Annotated in this window: 16 protein-coding genes; 13 read left to right on the top strand and 3 right to left on the bottom strand. The window is 59.9% G+C overall.

Features of this window, described 5'->3' with window-relative positions:
• Positions 1-28 precede the first annotated feature (28 nt).
• The 6 genes from ACQCSY_RS13440 to ACQCSY_RS13415 all read left to right on the top strand — a co-directional run bounded on the left by ACQCSY_RS13440 (position 29) and on the right by ACQCSY_RS13415 (position 5999).
• Entirely contained in the window at positions 29-574 is a 546-nt protein-coding gene (locus tag ACQCSY_RS13440) for an acyltransferase (protein WP_427129492.1), read from the top strand.
• A gap of 63 nt (positions 575-637) precedes the next feature.
• Positions 638-2041, top strand: a complete 1404-nt coding sequence (locus ACQCSY_RS13435; protein WP_427129490.1) for an O-antigen ligase family protein — start codon at positions 638-640, stop codon at positions 2039-2041.
• Positions 2038-3312: a lipopolysaccharide biosynthesis protein gene (locus ACQCSY_RS13430; RefSeq protein ID WP_427129488.1), complete on the top strand. Its 1275-nt coding sequence runs from the start codon at positions 2038-2040 to the stop codon at positions 3310-3312. The genes ACQCSY_RS13435 and ACQCSY_RS13430 overlap by 4 nt, the downstream gene beginning before the upstream one ends.
• Positions 3309-4127: a glycosyltransferase family 2 protein gene (locus tag ACQCSY_RS13425; protein ID WP_427129486.1), complete on the top strand. Its 819-nt coding sequence runs from the start codon at positions 3309-3311 to the stop codon at positions 4125-4127. Before ACQCSY_RS13430 ends, ACQCSY_RS13425 begins: the two co-directional genes overlap by 4 nt.
• Before the next feature lies 1 nt (position 4128).
• The gene (locus ACQCSY_RS13420; RefSeq protein WP_427129485.1) at positions 4129-5151 is read left to right on the top strand and encodes a glycosyltransferase; all 1023 of its coding nucleotides are present in this window, start codon (positions 4129-4131) and stop codon (positions 5149-5151) included.
• Positions 5148-5999, top strand: a complete 852-nt coding sequence (locus ACQCSY_RS13415) for a glycosyltransferase (RefSeq protein ID WP_427129483.1) — start codon at positions 5148-5150, stop codon at positions 5997-5999. Before ACQCSY_RS13420 ends, ACQCSY_RS13415 begins: the two co-directional genes overlap by 4 nt.
• Positions 6000-6019: 20 nt before the next feature.
• On the opposite strand, the gene ACQCSY_RS13410 is transcribed toward ACQCSY_RS13415, so the two are convergent.
• Positions 6020-7291 (bottom strand): glycosyltransferase family 4 protein, encoded by a 1272-nt coding sequence (locus ACQCSY_RS13410; protein WP_427129481.1) that lies wholly within the window; start codon positions 7289-7291, stop codon positions 6020-6022.
• A gap of 253 nt (positions 7292-7544) precedes the next feature.
• Here ACQCSY_RS13410 and ACQCSY_RS13405 point away from each other — a divergent pair, with 253 nt between their 5' ends.
• The 7 genes from ACQCSY_RS13405 to ACQCSY_RS13375 all read left to right on the top strand — a co-directional run bounded on the left by ACQCSY_RS13405 (position 7545) and on the right by ACQCSY_RS13375 (position 15565).
• The gene (locus ACQCSY_RS13405; protein WP_427135821.1) at positions 7545-8999 is read left to right on the top strand and encodes a sugar transferase; all 1455 of its coding nucleotides are present in this window, start codon (positions 7545-7547) and stop codon (positions 8997-8999) included.
• 63 nt (positions 9000-9062) lie between these two features.
• On the top strand, positions 9063-10376 hold the full coding sequence (locus ACQCSY_RS13400) for a UDP-glucose dehydrogenase family protein (protein ID WP_427129480.1): 1314 nt from the start codon (positions 9063-9065) through the stop codon (positions 10374-10376).
• Positions 10377-10513: 137 nt separating this feature from the next.
• A complete protein-coding gene (locus tag ACQCSY_RS13395) occupies positions 10514-12259 on the top strand; it encodes a DUF4012 domain-containing protein (RefSeq protein ID WP_427129478.1) in 1746 nt (581 codons plus the stop codon).
• A gap of 162 nt (positions 12260-12421) precedes the next feature.
• Positions 12422-13015, top strand: coding sequence for an LPXTG cell wall anchor domain-containing protein (locus tag ACQCSY_RS13390; RefSeq protein WP_427129476.1), 594 nt, complete (start codon positions 12422-12424; stop codon positions 13013-13015).
• Positions 13016-13260: 245 nt separating this feature from the next.
• Entirely contained in the window at positions 13261-14988 is a 1728-nt protein-coding gene (locus ACQCSY_RS13385) for a transposase (RefSeq protein ID WP_427129474.1), read from the top strand.
• Positions 14989-15014: 26 nt separating this feature from the next.
• On the top strand, positions 15015-15182 hold the full coding sequence (locus ACQCSY_RS13380; RefSeq protein ID WP_427129472.1) for a hypothetical protein: 168 nt from the start codon (positions 15015-15017) through the stop codon (positions 15180-15182).
• Positions 15182-15565, top strand: coding sequence for a VanZ family protein (locus ACQCSY_RS13375; RefSeq protein ID WP_427129470.1), 384 nt, complete (start codon positions 15182-15184; stop codon positions 15563-15565). Before ACQCSY_RS13380 ends, ACQCSY_RS13375 begins: the two co-directional genes overlap by 1 nt.
• On the opposite strand, the gene galU is transcribed toward ACQCSY_RS13375, so the two are convergent.
• A complete protein-coding gene (gene galU / locus ACQCSY_RS13370) occupies positions 15555-16448 on the bottom strand; it encodes a UTP--glucose-1-phosphate uridylyltransferase GalU (RefSeq protein ID WP_427129468.1) in 894 nt (297 codons plus the stop codon). The two genes, ACQCSY_RS13375 and galU, sit on opposite strands and share 11 nt — an antisense overlap.
• Positions 16449-16499: 51 nt before the next feature.
• A complete protein-coding gene (locus ACQCSY_RS13365; protein ID WP_427129467.1) occupies positions 16500-17279 on the bottom strand; it encodes an enoyl-CoA hydratase/isomerase family protein in 780 nt (259 codons plus the stop codon).
• Between the last annotated feature and the right edge of the window lie 17 nt (positions 17280-17296).

Here is a 17296-nt window from a genome sequence, read left to right as displayed (position 1 = left end):
CCCGTTATCCCTCCTGAAAGCCAGCGTGATGAGAGAAAAACTTAGTCATTTCAAGTACTGGGGCCTGCTGTGGCTGGCAACACTGCTGGGCAAGTGCCCTAGCCATGCGATTCGCAATGCATTTTATCGCCACGGGCTCGGCGTCGAACTGCCCAAGTCCTCAATCATTTACTGGGGGGCCCGCTTTTTTGGTCTGAACGGACTGATCATTGGTGAGAATTCCATCATTGGAGATCACGCGTTCTTGGATTGTCGCAATGGAGTGAACATTGGAAACAGTGTGAACATTGCGTCTGAGGTTCGGATTTGGACAGCGGAACACGACGTTTTTTCGGATGATTTCGCCCAAATTGGCGGAGCAGTCACGATCGGGAGTCATGCGTTCATTGGAAGTCGGGTGACAATACTTCCTGGCGTGACTATTGGCGAAGGCGCCGTTATCGGCGCAGGCGCTGTCGTTTCAAAGGACATAGCGCCTTGGACGATCGCATTCGGCGTTCCAGCGAGGTCAGTAAAGGATCGTCCCCGCGTCGGTTACACGCTTCAGACAGCGAAACGAGCACTGTTCCAGTGACCGGCACCGGGGATACATCACGCCGGCCTCAAGCTGTTTCAATTTCGTGACATGGGGGGAAGGATGCTGCCGCTGAGGGAATGGCAAGGAGCCCGACCCGTTCTCGTTAACCGCATTTGGGTTATCGCTCTCGCAGCGACCATTATCACGATCTGCGTCGCTGCATATTCCGGATTATTGATGTTTGTGTCGGTGACTAGTCTCGGCCTCCTACTCGCGTTCCTCTTTCCAATGCCGGCAACCGTGGCCAGCGTCGCGTGGGTTCTGCTCGTCAGGCCGAATACCCGGCTCATTCAAGGCACCTTTGCCGGCTTCAATGTGACCGAGATCGATGCGTTAGTATTGCTAGCTTTGATTGCATGCAGCCGAATCAGCAGAAAGCAAGGCATACTTCAGGTTCATTCTCGACTTAGTGACTGGTGGCCAATACTCGCGTGGCCGAGCTGGATGCTAGCCCGGTCGATCATGCCTTCGGTTGGAGATGTCGGATTCGGGTCCCCCCTCGTGGACCTGAGGATTCTCTCGGCGTTCCTGTTAATCGTTCCACTCTGGACCATCGCGTCACGCCGAGGGGGGCCTGCACTCCTAGGCATTATCTGCTACTCGGCCTATGCTGCTTGCGGTATTGCAATAATTGCTTGGGCGCTCGCGCAGATGCATGTTGTTCCACGCGGGAGCTACCCACTGGCTAACTTGGCTTTGGGCGCCGCTCAAGATGTGCGGCCGGGGGGCGAGGTACTGATTCCGATACTCGCCGTTCTGCTGGTTTTTAGGCAAGCTCCGCTTCTCTTCAACAGCCGAATAGCCTCCTTAGGCATCGTATTTGGTGAGATCCTTGTAAGTCAGACCTTGAGTATTGCAATTGCGTCGGCTGTTGGCATCTGCCTTGCACTCTTTACGAACTGGCGACAAACTTCTTTGGCGAGTCGCATGCTCATCTGCGTCATATTGTTTGGCGGCGGATTCATGGCACTCAGCGGAACTGGAACGTCAACTGGAGCGGATGCGGACATATCATCAAGGTTTAATCTCGCAGAGAGAATCGGCCAGACATCGGCTCAGTACCGTGTAACCGAGGCCGAAACAGTGGCCCGGATCTATGAAGACGAACCTCTCGTTTTCATGATCGGGACTGGACCGGGATCACTCGTGACCTTCAATGAAGGTGCGCTACACGAAATCAAAGACCTTACTCACAACGTTTACAACAATGTAATTCTCAAGACGGGCGTACTCGGATTGCTTATGTTCGCGGGCGGCTTCCTCGTTCTCATGTCTCGTCTGCTGCGACGATCAGATGCTCTCCAAAGATCGCTCGCGGGTTCACTGGTGGCCATTGCGGTGTTGAGCTTGACGGTTCCCTTCGCATCCACCGTGTCCGGTTTGGCGGGCTTGCTCGCCCTTGCCACTCTTGCTGTTTGGCATCTGGTCGGCACCAGCACTGTGAAGCATCGGGTCAATCAATGACAGAGCGGCTGATGATACAGCTCAAGCGACCCGCCTCAATTCTCATAATGGCCAACTTTGGCAGCCTGGGCCTTGGCTTGATTTCGGCGGCGCTCCAAGCCCGCCTTCTAGGACCCGAAGGCCGAGGCGAGCTGGCTACTGCCATGGTTCCAGCAGGCATTGCCGGAATGCTTCTTTGTCTTGGCCTTCCAGACTATTTCGCACGGCAAGCCGCCAAAGGACAAGCCCTGCGCCCGTTAGCCTTGGCTGCGGCAGCGTTGGGCTTATCAGTGGGAGCAGTCGTAGTTGTGCCATACATCTGGGCGGCACAACTTCTGGTGCCAGCGGGAACGCCAGCCTGGTACTTGTTGGTTACGTACGCAGCACTTACGCCAGTAACGACGTTTGGCTACTGCATCGTTTCACTCGCCGTTGGAGCCGGGTGGTGGAAGACTGTAGCGATTGCAAAACTCGCGCCTCAGTGCCTCGCTGTTCTCGGACTAGCAGCTTTGTCTGTGCCAGGAGCTTCGCCAGGAACCGTCGGTGCCCTACTGATCGCCACCAGCGTGGTAGGTCTACTGCTTCCCCTGACGCGCAGGGCCATATGGCCGATGGGGCAATTGACCAGGTCAGATTTACGTACTGCTCTGTCCTTCGGACTTAGGGGATGGCCAGCTGGTGCCTTTGCCTTGATGAACCAGCGAATCGACCTGCTCATACTGACAGCCTTGGCCTCCAAAGAACAGCTCGGATACTACGCAGTCGCGACGACTCTAGCGGCAGTGTTGACGGCAGTATCTAATTCGGTAGCCATGCCGACGAGGAATCGTGTCTCTCGGGGGGAGCAAGAAGTGGTCCCTCCCATCACCGCGGCAACAATGGCCGCAACTCTCATAGTGGCTGGGGCCGTGATCCTCGTATTGCCAGCACTCGTTAACTTTGTACTTGGTCCTAGTTTCCTCCCAGCTATGCCGGTCATGATCATCCTTCTTGCGGCCCAGGTCCCCATGGCAGGCATTGTGATCATGACACAATCACTTATCGGGGTCGGAAAACCGAGCCTGCCTTTCTACGGTGAAATATTTGCTCTCGTAACAACGGCATCGATAGTAGTGATTCTCGTCCCTCAATTCGGAATAACAGCCGCAGCGTGGGCGAATCTATCCGGAAACGTAATTAGCTTTTGCACGTTAATCTTCCTCTCGCAGAGATACGTTAGTCGAAGGCCCCCTTGGCGTTACTTGTTCATCAGACCAAGGCATTTAGCCCTGATCATGAAAGGTTCTCAATGATCCGCGAATTTCAAATGGGAATAGATGTTGTCGTGGTTAGCTTCAACTCTGCCGCCTATCTGCCCCGACTAGCCAAATGTCTTCGGAATTCGTCAGTTATTTCTACTGTAACAATAGTTGACAACGGTTCAGCAGACGAAACAATTGCCGTGGCGAAACAAGAGGATTGGGGGCGTGACGCGACCATCATTCTTCGCGGTTCCAATCCAGGATTTGGTTCCTCTATGAATGTCGGCGTATTCCAGCAAGAAGATCCACATAGCCAAATCTTGATCCTTAATCCCGATGTTGATATCGCTGAGCACACGCTTGAGGCACTGAGCAGTCATCTTCATAGAGATGCCGGCCTCGGCACTGTAGGCCCGGTTCTCCGAAGATCCACGGGCACACCCGTATCGTCGGCTCGGAGTTTTCCTACTCCGCACAGCATTGCTCGGCGATACAACGTGGACGCCAACCCCAACGGCGTTTTAACCCGGGTTGACTGGATCTGTGGCGCCTCCATGCTTTGGCGGCGAGACGCCTTTGAACAGCTCGGAGGCTTTTCAGAAGAGTTCTTCCTGTATTTCGAGGACATCGACATATGTCGCCGCGCATTAGACGCCGGTTGGACCGTCGCGATTGATGGCGCTTCAGTTGCTGTTCACGATCAAGGACATGGAGTCAAGACATCTTCCTTCCTTCGGCGTCAAAGTCGAATTAGCCGAAGAAAATATGCTCGAAAGTGGCTCGGAACGCCTGGTCTCTTGGCGGCAACCCTGGCAGATGTTACCGACGGAGCTGCTGATATCTATCACGCGGCAAGGGGCATTTAGCATGAGAGTTCTAATGGATGGTCGCGTTCTCGCCGCGAAGCCCTCAGGTGTTCGCGACATTGCTATCGGCATGGTGGAAGGGTTCCAAGAATTGGACAGCAGGGGCCTGCTGGATTTCATGATTATCGGCAGCGATGCTGGACGCCAATCATTCTTTGATCACGTTATTCCCGATCGATTCTTTATGCACGCCGGAATCCCATTGGCCGCCAGGCGTCTAGGCGCCGACCGAATCTTCATCCCAAGACAGACGAAACCTGTGCTGAGTCCGGTCCCCGCGGTCCCCTTGTTTCATGACATCGGCTTCTTCCGGGCAGCAGACGTCTACTCAAAAACAACACGTATCGGCCTCACAACAAGAATGGCCGCAACCGCGCGCCATGCATTGGCCGTTTCTCAGTTTACGGCAGACGAAATGTCCAAGGCGGGCGTTTCGGATAGAGTTCAGGCACTTCCGATTCAGGCGATTCATAAACTTGCTTGGGACCCGAACCCGATTGAGAAATACCTGCTTTGCATCGCAGTCCAGGAACCGCACAAGAACCTTGTGCGGTTGGTCCAGGCGTGGTCCCAGGCAGAGACCGAGGACTTCAAGTTGATCATCTGCGGTAGACCCGGAGATGGCAGTGAACCTCTGCTTTCTGCAATTGAGGCATCCAGCAAAGCTCAGTCCGTTACGGTCACTTCCGGGCTGACTGATGCTCAATACCTCAAGTTACTAAACGGCTGCTGGGGATACATTCAACCGTCTCTGTACGAAGGGCTCTGCATACCTGCACTTGATTTGGCCGCAGCTGGAGCTCCATCGGCGGTAAGTAGCAGCGGAAATCTCGGACTCGTTTACAAGGATGCACCCACCAGCCAAGTCTTCGACCCTCACTCGACGACAGACATCGCTCGCTCCATTGAAATGCTTCTTCACGAAGACAGCTTTAGAGCGACTGCCGGAAGATGGAATCGCGTCAACATCCGAGCCACCGACTGGGCAAACGTTGCGCGTGTGGCGTTGGGGGGCATGAAGTGAACGACCTAGTGGTGGTTACTGTGACATACAATTCATCACACCTAGTCGATAACTTCCTTGCCAGACTTCTTGAGGGACGGTCCGACGAAGCCCACCGGATCGTTGTGGTTGATTCTGGATCATCAGATGCTGCCACAACTGAAAAGAACGCTCAAACACGCGGTGTCCAGTTCATCCGTAGTGCGGACAATATCGGTTATGGCTCCGGGTCTAATCTTGGCGCTCGTTATTCTCGTTCGTCATGGATCGCTCTGGTGAACCCGGACGTAGACACCACTCTCTCAGACCTTGAGAATCTCGCTTCCGACGCCATGCAACACGGTCTTCAGTGCATCGGCCCAAATGTCCTAAATGCTGACGGCGAGCTACAAGTCACATGGCACGACCTGGCAGCGCCGCCTTGGAGGAAGAGAAATGGCCCAATCGAGCGGGGAGGGGAGGTTTTCCAAGCCGCTTCCGTGAGCGGATGTTGCATGGTCATTGAGAGGTCTTGGTTCGAGAAGCTGGGTGGCTTTGACGAAGCATTCTTCATGTTTTGCGAGGAAATAGACCTACACAAGCGCCTGTCCGAGGCCGGCGGGCGCGTTGGCGTGAGCAACCGCGTAAAGGTCCGAACGCCAGGGGGCGCCAGCTCAATCGGTGTTACAAAGCGCTGGAGCAATGTCGAGCGGGCTGTCGCTCACGTCCAATTCATTGGAAAACACTACACCGGGCTAGAAGCAGCGCTGGATGCGTTGTGGAGGCTAGCGATCATTCTGACAAACCCGCTTTTTCGGCCGAGGGTAGTCAGCCTAAAACAATTCTTCGATGGTATTAACAAGCGCAGACGCGGATTACGGCAAACATAACCGAAGCCGTGCCGACTTGGTCACGGATGCATCGCAACCCCACCGCGATTATCTTTCGGTGGGTGACTGGCTACATAGGCGTGGCCGACAAGTCGTGCGTATAGGTCTCCATACTGCTTGCCGCAAGCGTCGAGACTGAAATTCTCCTCGACGAAAAGCCGGGCCGCTCGACCGACATCGAAGGTGCCGGTGACGGCTTCGATTATCGCCGCGCCGAGAGCCGAAGCCGATACAGCCGAAGCAAGGAAGCCGGTCGTTCCGTTATCAATCTTGTCGGGGATGCCTCCGACGGGCGTCGCAACAATTCTCGACCCGTGCGCCATTGCTTCCAAGGTCGTCAAGCTACTTCCTTCGTACCGGGAGGGTTGCACGAATAGATCGCACCCTCCTACCGAACCCTGGACATGGGCGTCGGATCTTCCCGGGAGAATCGTCAACGGAACGCACGGCTCGAACGCCGCATCCCGAATGAGTTTTTTCGCGTCGGGACCCGAACCAAAGTGAACCCATTGGTAATCGATGGGGAGGTGCCGCCGGACGTTGCTCTGGCGAAGTGCTTCGAGCAGCAGATCGTAACCTTTGTTCTGCACTAGCCGCCCAACGGACACGATTGTGAACGACGATTCCCTCTCAACTGCATCGAAGCTTTGAAGCCTCTCGATGTCGACGGCATTCGGAATGCAATGGATCTTTTCCTCCGGCGCGCCCAAGTTCCGCTGCACTTGTCGTATCAATCCTTTGTCGGTTGCGATAACGGCATGTGCATGCCTCGAGCGCCTCACCAGGCTGCGCAAAATGATGCGGTTTGGTGCACGCAAGACCGAGAGTTTCCCGAATTCTTCCATGCCATGCGGGTTTACAACACTAATTAAGTGACGGAGACGGGGGCGAAACAGTGTCGCGAGAACGCCTGCCGCCGCCCCGTGCAGATGGAGAAGGGAACCGTTGTGTAAGTCCTTCTCCAATCGCCTTCTGAGGGCGTGGATCCACACCGCGTAGGCCAGCCCGAACGAAGGCACACCTGTTCCGGCGTTCCATCTCGGCCATGGAACGTCTACGACGGTGACGTTTTCCGGAGCGCTACCGGATTGGAACCGAACGGGCGTATAAACAGTAACGCGGACTCCCTGCCGCAACAGCTGCTTGATGTGGTCAGAAGCTGCACGTTCCATGCCACCGACACCATCCCCAAAGGCTATGCGTCTCAAACACACAGAAACATGAAGGCCAGAGTGCTCCGCACGGTTTTCCAAAATATCCTCCAGTTGGCTGCATTTGCGAATGGTCTTCAACGACGCAGCTTGACGGCTAGACCCCCGTGGTGTGACGGATGGGATGCGCCGGAATCACTGCGACAATAGATACCACAGGCTGACCCGCCACTTCGCCTACGGCCATCCCGTCATGCCTGCCTCGCGGAGACCCACCAAATGTGCAGATAACTTCACGTGCACATCACCTTGCGGGATTCGCTGGCGTCTTCGTCCGCAGCGTATCATTCAGATCGACGCCACGCGTTTGGGGCAAGGGGGAGATGTGAAGACCATGGGGATCGGCGTGGGGCCACCCAAGATTCAGAGTTTGTGGAAGCGCCGGTATTCGACACGCCTTCTGCTCTTGGACGCGGGAGTAGTGGCGTGGGCCGTCGCCGGGGCATTTGGAATCAGATTCGGATTCTCCGACATTAGTGGCGGCACTTCACGGGACGTAGACTATATCCTCCTCTCCGGGACCCTTGTGGTTGCATGGTGGCTGATGTTGGGATTTTGGGGATCTAGAGACCCGATGGTGCTCGGTTCAGGCTCGGAAGAGTACAGGAGAGTGCTGGCAAGTTCTGCCTGGCTATTTGGTTTCGTAGCAATTGTTTCCTACGCCCTGAGGATTGACACAGCCCGTGGGTTTGTGGGCCTGGCGTTCCCCGCCGGGGCTCTCGGTCTTCTTATAGCCCGCTGGCTCGTTCGGCAGCACCTGAGCCTGGAGAGAAAGCAAGGAAAGAGCGGTTCGCGAGTCCTCATCATCGGCGGCCCGTTCTCAGCCGCCCACCTAGTCCGTTCGCTGAGAAGCGCACCTGAGGCAGGGTACCGTCCGATCGCCGTCCACTTGCCCGGGGCAGCATCTCGTGATTTTGTCAGTTTGACGGTGCCGGTCACCGGGACGGAGTCCGACTTCGATTCGATACTAGCGACCATCATTAAAGCCCAGGTCGACGCGGTGGCAATCTCAGCCGGAGTAAATATGCATCCGCAGGCCCTACGACGACTTGGCTGGGAGCTCGCCGCGCGCGACATCGGCATGATCTTGGCGCCAGCCCTGACAGACATCGCCGGTCCACGGATCCACACGCAACCCGTTGCGGGGTTGCCCCTCATTCATGTGTCGACCCCCAAGCTGACCGGCGGCAGGAAGGTGGCCAAGAGAGCCTTTGATCTAGCGATTTCTGGAGTGCTAGTTGTGTGCCTCTCGCCCATTTTCCTAGCACTTGCGCTCCTGGTTCGATTTACGGATCCCGGTCCCGTGTTCTATCGGCAGGAAAGAATCGGTCTACGCGGGACTACCTTCCACATGCTCAAATTCAGGTCAATGAAGGTTAACGCGGATGCCGGGCTCAAGGCACTCCTGGATGCCCAAGGCTCCGGTGACACACCTCTGTTCAAAGTTGAAAATGATCCCCGTATTACCCCAATGGGCCGTTTCTTGCGAAAGTACTCTCTGGATGAGCTGCCACAGCTCCTGAACGTCCTGAATGGCAGCATGAGTCTGGTTGGGCCCAGGCCCCAGCGCGAAGGTGAGGTGGCATTGTATGACGACGCCGCCAAGCGTCGGTTGTACGTCAGTCCAGGAATGAGCGGTCTATGGCAGGTCAGCGGACGCTCCAACCTTAGTTGGGAGGAGAGCATCCGACTGGACCTCTACTATGTGGAAAACTGGTCACTCATGGGTGATGTGGTCATCCTGTTCAAGACTTTCAAAGCAGTATTCGCAAGTACCGGCGCGGTCTAACCAGGGTCCGGTCAAACTTCTGCGGCTCAATGCCGCCTATCCTGGCTTTGGGGAAGGTACAAAATGCGCATATCAGTCATCGGCTGCGGATACCTCGGGGCAGTTCATGCTGCCTGCATGGCGAAACTGGGCCATGAAGTGGTCGGCATCGACGTGGACGAGCGGAAAATCGCGGAGCTGTCAGCGGCGCGGGCTCCGTTCTTCGAGCCGGGGCTCGACGAGCTACTGAAGGAAGTCCAGGAGACCGGCAGGTTGACCTTCACCACTGACATGTCTGCTGCCGCCGGCAGCAACGTCCACTTCATTTGCGTTGGTACTCCGCAGAAGAAGGGCGAGAACGGCGCTGACATGAGCTACGTGGATGCCGCAACAAACGGCCTGCTCCCCCACCTCTCACCCGGTGATCTGGTGGTGGGGAAATCGACCGTCCCGGTAGGCACGGCGGGTCGCCTGTCCAGCCTTGTCCGGAACCAGGAACCGGACGCGCATCTGGTCTGGAACCCCGAGTTCCTCCGCGAAGGCCACGCGGTCGCCGACACGCTGCAGCCTGACCGATTTGTCTATGGTGTGCCGGACGGATCCGAGCATCATGCGGCCGTGGGCGTGCTGGATGAGGTTTACGCCGTTCCGCTCGCCGATGGCGTTCCTCGCCTGGTGATGGATCACCCGACCGCCGAACTTGTCAAAGCGGCCGCAAACTCTTTCCTCGCAACCAAGATTTCCTTCATCAACGCCATGGCAGAAGTCTGCGAGGCCGCAGGCGCGGACGTCACACGCTTAGCCGACGCGATCGGTATGGACGACCGCATCGGACGCAAATTCCTGAATGCCGGAATCGGATTTGGAGGAGGATGCCTGCCGAAGGACATCCGCGCCTTCATGGCCCGCGCGGGAGAACTAGGCGCGGACCAAGCTTTGACGTTCCTCCGAGAGGTGGATGCCATCAACATGCGGCGCCGCTCACGCGTAGTTGAACTCACCCGAGAGCTCTGCGGCGGCATGCTGCTCGGCAAGCGGATCACCGTCCTGGGCGCCGCCTTCAAGCCAGAGAGTGACGACGTCCGCGACTCCCCCGCGCTTAGCATCGCCGCCCAGCTCCAGCTGCAGGGCGCCGTGGTAACTGTGACGGACCCGAAGGCACTGGCAAACGCTGCGAGGCGATTCCCTGAACTTCATTACGAATCGGATCTAGACAAGTCAGTTGCGAAAGCAGATGCTGTGCTTCTTCTTACTGAATGGCAGCAGTATCGCGACCTCGACCCCTACGCACTCGCTGGCGTAGTTGCCTCTTCCCGCATCCTGGACGGCCGCAACGTGCTGGATGCCGCCAAGTGGCGTGCAGCCGGCTGGACGTACCGCGGCCTCGGACGCCCGTAAGGATGATCGACCTGCACGAGACACCCGCGTCCAGCCCGCTTGGATCAAAAATGCGTACCCCTGCACGTGTGAGGGATCGCCGCCGCCGTCGGATTTTAGTCAGTGTGGCGTGGCTAGCCGCCCTAGCCGTAATCGCCGTGGCTGCAGCGGCCTGGCTGGGGATGAAGGCCTCCAACATCAAGGATGAACTTGAAGCCACTGCTCAACTGATCCCATTGCTCAAGCAAGATATCGCCAGCGACAATCCACAAGATGCAGTTAAGACGGTCGACCAAATTAGGGCCCACACAGCGGCCGCCAAAGAGGCCTCCGGAGACCCCCTCTGGACCTTGGCCTCCGCTATCCCCGTCCTCGGCGCGAACTTCAGCGCCGTGTCCGAGGTTGCGCGTTCGGCCGACGACGTGGCCACGCTGGGCCTGGCCCCCTTGGTGAAGGTATTCGATTCGCTCAATTGGGACAGCCTGCTTCCAAGCAGCGTGGGGTCAAGCCTTCAGCCAATCCAAGAGGCCGCGCCCAGTGTTGCCTCGGCAGCCCACGCAGTGAGAGTTTCCGCCGAACGACTTGAGAGTATTGACGCGGGCGGTCTTTTCCCGCAGGTTGCTGAACCATTGACGCGAGCTCGCGAACAGCTGCGGGCAGTGACCGGCGCCTTGGACGCTTCCGCTAACGCCTCCCAGCTTGCCCCTGGCATGTTGGGGGCCGACGGCCCGCGCAACTACCTCCTCATGATCCAGAACAACGCTGAAGCCCGCGCGTCGGGTGGCATCCCAGGTGCGCTTGCGGTGCTCACCCTCGATAAGGGCAAACTGACGCTGGGCGCGCAAAGCAACGCCGGCGACGTCGGCATAAGGTCGCCGGCGCTTCCCGTGGACCCGGAACAGCAGCAGATCTACTCGTCACGCCTGGGCACGTATATGCAGGACGTCAACCTCACTCCGGACTTTCCCACCGCAGCCAGCACGGCGCAGACCATGTGGGAGAAGAAGACCGGACAGCACGTGGACGGTGTCATTTCCATGGACCCCGTGGCGCTGGGCTATGTCCTGGACGCGACCGGCCCAGTGAAGATCACCAGCCCCGAGCTAGTCGCCATCGCCGGAGGCGGATTACCGACCGAACTGAGCGGCAAGAATCTCGTACAGACACTTCTCTCCGATGTTTACGCGAAGATCGCGCAGCCTCATCTTCAGGACGCATACTTCGCTGGAGTCGCGAAGGAAATCTTCGGGGCGCTGTCGTCAGGCAAGGGCAATGCCAAGGGTCTGATCGAGGGCATCACCCGCGGAACGGCGGAGGGAAGGGTCCTCGTATGGTCCGGCGCCGCCGATGAGCAGGCGGTCATCGCGCAATATCCTCTGAGCGGCTCAATCGCCGGCTCAAGCGTCCCGCCCGCACAATTCGGTGTCTACTTCAATGACGGAACCGGCGCGAAAATGGACTACTACGTCAAGCGGACGGTGCAGCTGGTCGAGGAATGCGCGACGAATGGCTACGGGCAGGTCAAGGTGCGGGTCACCAGCACCAACACGGCGCCCGCTGATGCGGCAACGTCCTTGCCGGAGTACGTCACCGGCGGCGGCTCCTTCGGCGTTCCGGCCGGGATGGTCCAGACCAATGTGATTGCGTACGGTCCGGTCCAGGGCAACGTGGAAACCGCGATGGTTGATGGGCAGAAGACTGACTTCGCCGCCCACCGTCATAGCGGGCGCCCCGTGGGCTCTGTGACGGTCACTTTGGCACCCGGCCAGAGCAGCACTGTTGAGTTGACCTTCAGCAAGATTGTCCAGCAAACAGAACCTAACGTGGTTGTTACGCCGACTGTCCAGGCTGTCAAAGACGTGGTTCTCAATACGGAGCCTGCGGAGTGTGTTGCGTCGAAGTAGACGCCGCATTAATTGTATGTAAAGCGACTTGATTCACTTTGGTAACACGCGTTGCAGGGTGTTACCGTTTGCGTGGGCACACATCAGATTTCAACCTGCGGTTACTCGAGGATCGGAAATCTCGGCAGCATGACATTGCAATTTACGGTCTCAGGGGGACACATGAAGAAATCACTCACAGCAATCGCACTTGCAGGTTCCATCGCACTCATCGGCGCAGTGCCGGCCATGGCCGCTGATAAGTACCCGGCGCCGCCGGCGAACGCTGCCGTTTCTGACGGTACCGTGGGCCCAGGCGATCAGTTCGTCTTCCGCGGCAAGGGCTTCAAAGCCGGCGAAGGACTCAGCATCAGCGTCACACCCGGTGGCAGGCCTGCCGCATCCGGTGCAAGCATTTCCCATGGCAGCAAGACCGTTTCTGGCAAGATCACTTTGCCGCTGGCACCGCAGAACTTCGCCTCCAGCGCCGACGATAGCGGTGCATTCGCTTTCCCGCTCAGCCTCAGCGAAACGGGAACTTACACGCTGACCGCCACCGGCCTGACGTCCGGCGTCACCGCCACCGCAACTGTCACCGTAGAGGGCGCCGCACTTGCTAGCACCAGCACGAGCACCAGCGACGCCGCAGCCCTCGCCAACACCGGTGCGGATGCAAGCCTGCTCCTGTGGTCCCTGGTGGGCGCAGGCGCACTTGCAGCCGGAATGACCTCGGTGGTTGTGGTTCGCCGCCGCGCCAAGGCAGAGGCCGCCGCGTAAGGGCAAAACCACCAAGCACCAAAGAAGGTGGGCGGCTCTCCGGTAACCGGAGAACCACCCACCTTTGTTTTTCTTCCTATCAATCCCGGATACCCGTCCTGAGGACTGCTTGAAAGTTCTAGAAAAGCCACGGTCGTGGCATGGAGTCCTAGGTGGCTGGTGTTTTTCGCGTGGCGCTGACCGGGTTGCGGTGATCACTTTGGGAAAATGGTGGTGGAGTGAACCATCAAGTCCCGGAGCGGTCAATGACTTTAGGTTTGGCGCCTACACAGGGTGATCTGCTGCGCACGACAGTGTCCTTTTGTGAGGGACGAATCGGGCAGGACTCGATTTACGCCGTTCTTCATCGGGAGTGCTTCAACCTGTTCCCGGACGGGCTGTTCGGGGACCTGTTCACCGACGTGGGCCGGCGCAGCGTGCCACCTATGATCGTGGCGGTCGTGATGGTGCTGCAGCGCATCGAGGGATGCTCGGACCGGGAGGCAGTAGACCGGTTTTGCTTCGATGCACGATGGAAATACGCTGCCGGCGGGCTGGCCTTTGATTACCCGGGATTCGTGCACACGGTGCTGGTGGACATGCGGGCACGGCTGGCCGCCTCGACGCGCCCGGACCGGATCTTCGATGTGACGCTGGAAGCGGCCAAAGCCGCCGGTCTGGTGGGGCGCAAGCGGGTGCTGGATTCGACGCCGCTTTATGATGCGGTGGCCACCATGGACACCGTGACGCTGGTGCGCTCGGGCATCCGGGGCCTGCTCAAAGCCGCCGAGCCAGGGCTGGAAGCCGAACTCCGCGCCGTACTGACCCGCGATGACGACTACGCCCAGGCCGGCAAACCGGTCTGTGACTACGACGATGCCGCCGCCCGGAAGGGACTGGTGGACGCTTTGGCCAGGGACGCGATGGCGGCCCTGGCACTGCTGGAAGGCCGCGAGCCGGGGACGGCGGTCCTCGAGGCCGCATCCCTGCTGGCCACCGTGGTGGGCCAGGACCTGGACTGCCACGAGGACGGGGTGTTCCATATCGCCCGGCGGGTCGCAAAGGACCGGGTGATCTCGACCGTCGATCCGCAGGCCCGCCACGGGCACAAGACAGCGGCTCGCGGCTTCGACGGCTACAAGGGGCACCTGGCCATCGACCCGGACACCGAGATCATCACCGCGACGAAGGTCACCGCCGGCAACACCGGCGATGCGGCACCGGCGGCGGATCTGCTCGCCTCCGATCTGAACATGCCCGCACCCCCGAACGCCGGAGCCGGGGAGGCCCAGCCTGGGGAGGCCGGAGCCGGGGAGGCGGAAGGCGACAGTATTGCGCGCCCCGACGGACCAGCCACCGACGTAATCGATCGGGAGGCAGATAGTGCCGTGAACGGGACACAGGACGCCGGTGCCGGGCCCGGGCCGTTGGCTGTTTATGGTGACGCCGCCTACGGGGCGGGGGCGTTGCTGCGGGAGCTGGAGACGGCAGGGGCCGCGGTGATGGTCAAGGTCCAGCCGCCGGCGGCCGCGGGCGGGCGCTTCGCGAAGGACCGGTTCGTCATCGATACCGGCGCCGGTACGGTGACCTGTCCGGCGGAGGTATCGGTGCCCATCCGCCCGGCCAAGGCCGGTGGGGGCACCGCCGCCTTCGGCACGGCGTGTGCCACCTGTCCGCTGGCGTCTGCTTGCACCAGTGCCAGGACCGGGCGCACCATCACGATCAGCCCGTACGAGGCCGAGCTGGCCAGGGCCCGGACCACGCAGAAAGACCCGGCCTGGCGTGACGAATACCGGGCAACCCGTCCCAAGGTCGAACGCAAAATCGGGCACCTGATGCGCCGTAAACACGGCGGACGAAGAGCCAGAGTCCGCGGCCGGGACAAGGTCGCAGCAGATTTCTCCATCCTGGCAGCCGCGACCAACCTCGCACGCCTCGGCGTCCTGGGATTGAGCAAAACCACCCATTCAGGATGGGTAGTCGCCCCGGCCTGAGGCCCAGGGGCAGACCACGGGGACACATGGACGTCGCCAAGGCGCCTGTGACGGCCCTGGACGCCGCCGCTCAGCCCATGATGGGGATCCCTCGCCGGAAATCAGCGACCCAGAAGCCGGCGTTCAACTATTCCGCAGCCGGTATCCCTCTCAGCCCCGCCCCGCGCAACGCCCGTTCGACACCAGCCACCTAGTGGCATTCCTAGCCCTTCTCGGGATAGTGGGCTTTGGGCCGGATCCCGTGGACCAGCCCGTCCAGGGCGAAATTGCCGGTGTCCTGTTTTTTCTCCACACCCACGGAATTCCGGGGTGGGTCAACTACGCGTTTTTGGAGAGAGCCGCCAACGTGGCGCTCTTTGTGCCTCTGGGAATTGTGGCCTCGCTGGCCTTCCCCAAGAAAAGGTGGTGGCAAGTCGCAGCCTTCGGATTGATGGTGTCCGGCTGCATGGAGCTCGGCCAGCAGCTTTTTCTTCACAACCGATTTTCAAGCCCTGTTGATCTTGTAACGAATACCGCGGGCTCTGTCATCGGAGCCTTAGTGGCACGGTCTGTGGGCATGAAGCGGCCTACTCGTTGACGAAATCCTTCAACCACGCCCGCAGCTCTTCGCCGAACTCCACGCGCTCCGAGGCGATCGAGATCACCGCCTTGAGGTAACTCAGTTTGTCGCCGGTGTCGTAGCGGCGGCCCTTGAAGACCACGCCATACACGCCGCCGCCCTCGCAGTCGGAGGTGGCAAGGGTGTGCAGCGCATCGGTGAGCTGGATTTCTCCGCCGCGGCCTGGAGGGGTTTCTTCCAGGACATCGAACACCTCCGGATGGAGGACGTAGCGGCCGATGACGGCCAGGTTTGAGGGTGCCTCCGCGACGGCCGGCTTTTCCACGAGGCGATTGACCCGCATGTGGTCCTCGCCCGGAATCGCCGATACGTCGGCACAGCCGTAGGCACTGATCTCGGCCGGGTCCACTTCGATCAGCGCGATGACGGAGCCTCCGGTCCTGGCCTGGACCTCGATCATGGTGCTCAGCAGTTCGTCGCGCTCGTCGATCAGGTCATCGCCCAGCAGGACGGCGAACGGTTCGTCGCCCACGTGCTGGCGGGCGCACAGGACGGCGTGCCCCAGGCCCTTCGGATCGCCCTGCCGGACGTAGTAGAGCGGCCCCAGGCTGGAGGCGTGCCGGACCGCTTCGAGGTGGTCCAGATCGCCTTTGAGCTCGAGGGCACGCTCCAGCGCGGGCTCACGGTCGAAGTGGTCCTCCAGCGCGCGCTTCTGGCGCCCGGTAACCATCAGCAGATCGGTCAGCCCCGCCCGGACGGCTTCCTCCACGACATACTGGATGGCCGGCTGATCCACCACCGGCAGCATTTCCTTGGGCATGGCCTTGGTGGCCGGCAGGAAGCGTGTTCCGAGTCCGGCGGCGGGTATGACAGCTTTGCTCACTGATTTCCCCAGAGTCATAACCGAACCTTACAAGCGCCTCTCCCAAAAAAGAATGGCCTTGACCGGTGGCTATCCCTTGAAGACCGGGCTGCGCTTCTCTTGGAAGGCACGGAAACCCTCGGCATAGTCCTCGCTCTTGCACAGCCGCGCCTGCTCCGCGTTCTCCTCTTCCATGGCTTCCCACAGGCCCAGCCGCTGGTCCCGGATGTGCGCCACGAGCTCCTTGCTGGCGTTGAACGCACCGGTCGCGCCGGTGGCCACGCTGGCGACGATCGCCCGGGTGTTGTCCAGCAGTTCCGCCGCGGGCATGGCCCTGCTGAACAGCCCCTGCGCCACGGCGTCGGCGCCGCTCATGAGCTCGGCCGTGTAGATCAGGTCCAGCGTCCGGTGCATGCCGAGCCGCTCGGTGAAGTACCAGTGCCCGCCGGAATCCAGGGTGGCGCCGAGCTTGGCGAACGGCGAGCCGAACTTCGCGTTCTCCGCCACGTACACCACGTCCGTGGCCAGCAGGAGCCCGAGCCCCACGCCGAGGCAGGCGCCCTGGGCCGCCGCGAAGGTCGGTGCAGGAAAGGCGCTCATCTTCTTGAGCAGCGGCTGGACGAGCCCGCCCAGGTAGGCCTGCGCGTCGTCGGTCTCCGGCGTCACTCCCGCGATGTCCCGGCCTGCACAGAAGGCGCGCCCCTCGCCGCGGAGAAGCAGCGCCCGCACCTCGCCGCGCGAGGCGGCGTCAGCGGCGTCGTCGTACGCCTGGGCCAGATCAGCCAGCGCCTGCTCGTCCAGCGAGTTCAGCTTGTGCGGGGCACCGAGCACAACCTCGGCGATGCCGTCGGCGATGGAGAGGGAAATCATGGGGCTCCTAGGATTCG

This window comes from Pseudarthrobacter sp. S9, assembly GCF_050156545.1.
Lineage (GTDB): Bacteria > Actinomycetota > Actinomycetes > Actinomycetales > Micrococcaceae > Arthrobacter.
The sequence above is the reverse complement of the archived record's forward strand: the minus strand, read 5'-3'. Positions and strand labels throughout refer to the sequence as shown.

Coding starts and splice junctions, on each gene's coding strand:
- ACQCSY_RS13440 (WP_427129492.1), top strand. CDS start 29: ATGAGAGAAAAACTTAGTCATTTCAAGTACTGGGGCCTGCTGTGGCTG.
- ACQCSY_RS13435 (WP_427129490.1), top strand. CDS start 638: ATGCTGCCGCTGAGGGAATGGCAAGGAGCCCGACCCGTTCTCGTTAAC.
- ACQCSY_RS13430 (WP_427129488.1), top strand. CDS start 2,038: ATGACAGAGCGGCTGATGATACAGCTCAAGCGACCCGCCTCAATTCTC.
- ACQCSY_RS13425 (WP_427129486.1), top strand. CDS start 3,309: ATGATCCGCGAATTTCAAATGGGAATAGATGTTGTCGTGGTTAGCTTC.
- ACQCSY_RS13420 (WP_427129485.1), top strand. CDS start 4,129: ATGAGAGTTCTAATGGATGGTCGCGTTCTCGCCGCGAAGCCCTCAGGT.
- ACQCSY_RS13405 (WP_427135821.1), top strand. CDS start 7,545: ATGGGGATCGGCGTGGGGCCACCCAAGATTCAGAGTTTGTGGAAGCGC.
- ACQCSY_RS13400 (WP_427129480.1), top strand. CDS start 9,063: ATGCGCATATCAGTCATCGGCTGCGGATACCTCGGGGCAGTTCATGCT.
- ACQCSY_RS13390 (WP_427129476.1), top strand. CDS start 12,422: ATGAAGAAATCACTCACAGCAATCGCACTTGCAGGTTCCATCGCACTC.
- ACQCSY_RS13385 (WP_427129474.1), top strand. CDS start 13,261: ATGACTTTAGGTTTGGCGCCTACACAGGGTGATCTGCTGCGCACGACA.
- ACQCSY_RS13380 (WP_427129472.1), top strand. CDS start 15,015: ATGGACGTCGCCAAGGCGCCTGTGACGGCCCTGGACGCCGCCGCTCAG.
- galU (WP_427129468.1), bottom strand. CDS start 16,448: ATGACTCTGGGGAAATCAGTGAGCAAAGCTGTCATACCCGCCGCCGGA.
- ACQCSY_RS13365 (WP_427129467.1), bottom strand. CDS start 17,279: ATGATTTCCCTCTCCATCGCCGACGGCATCGCCGAGGTTGTGCTCGGT.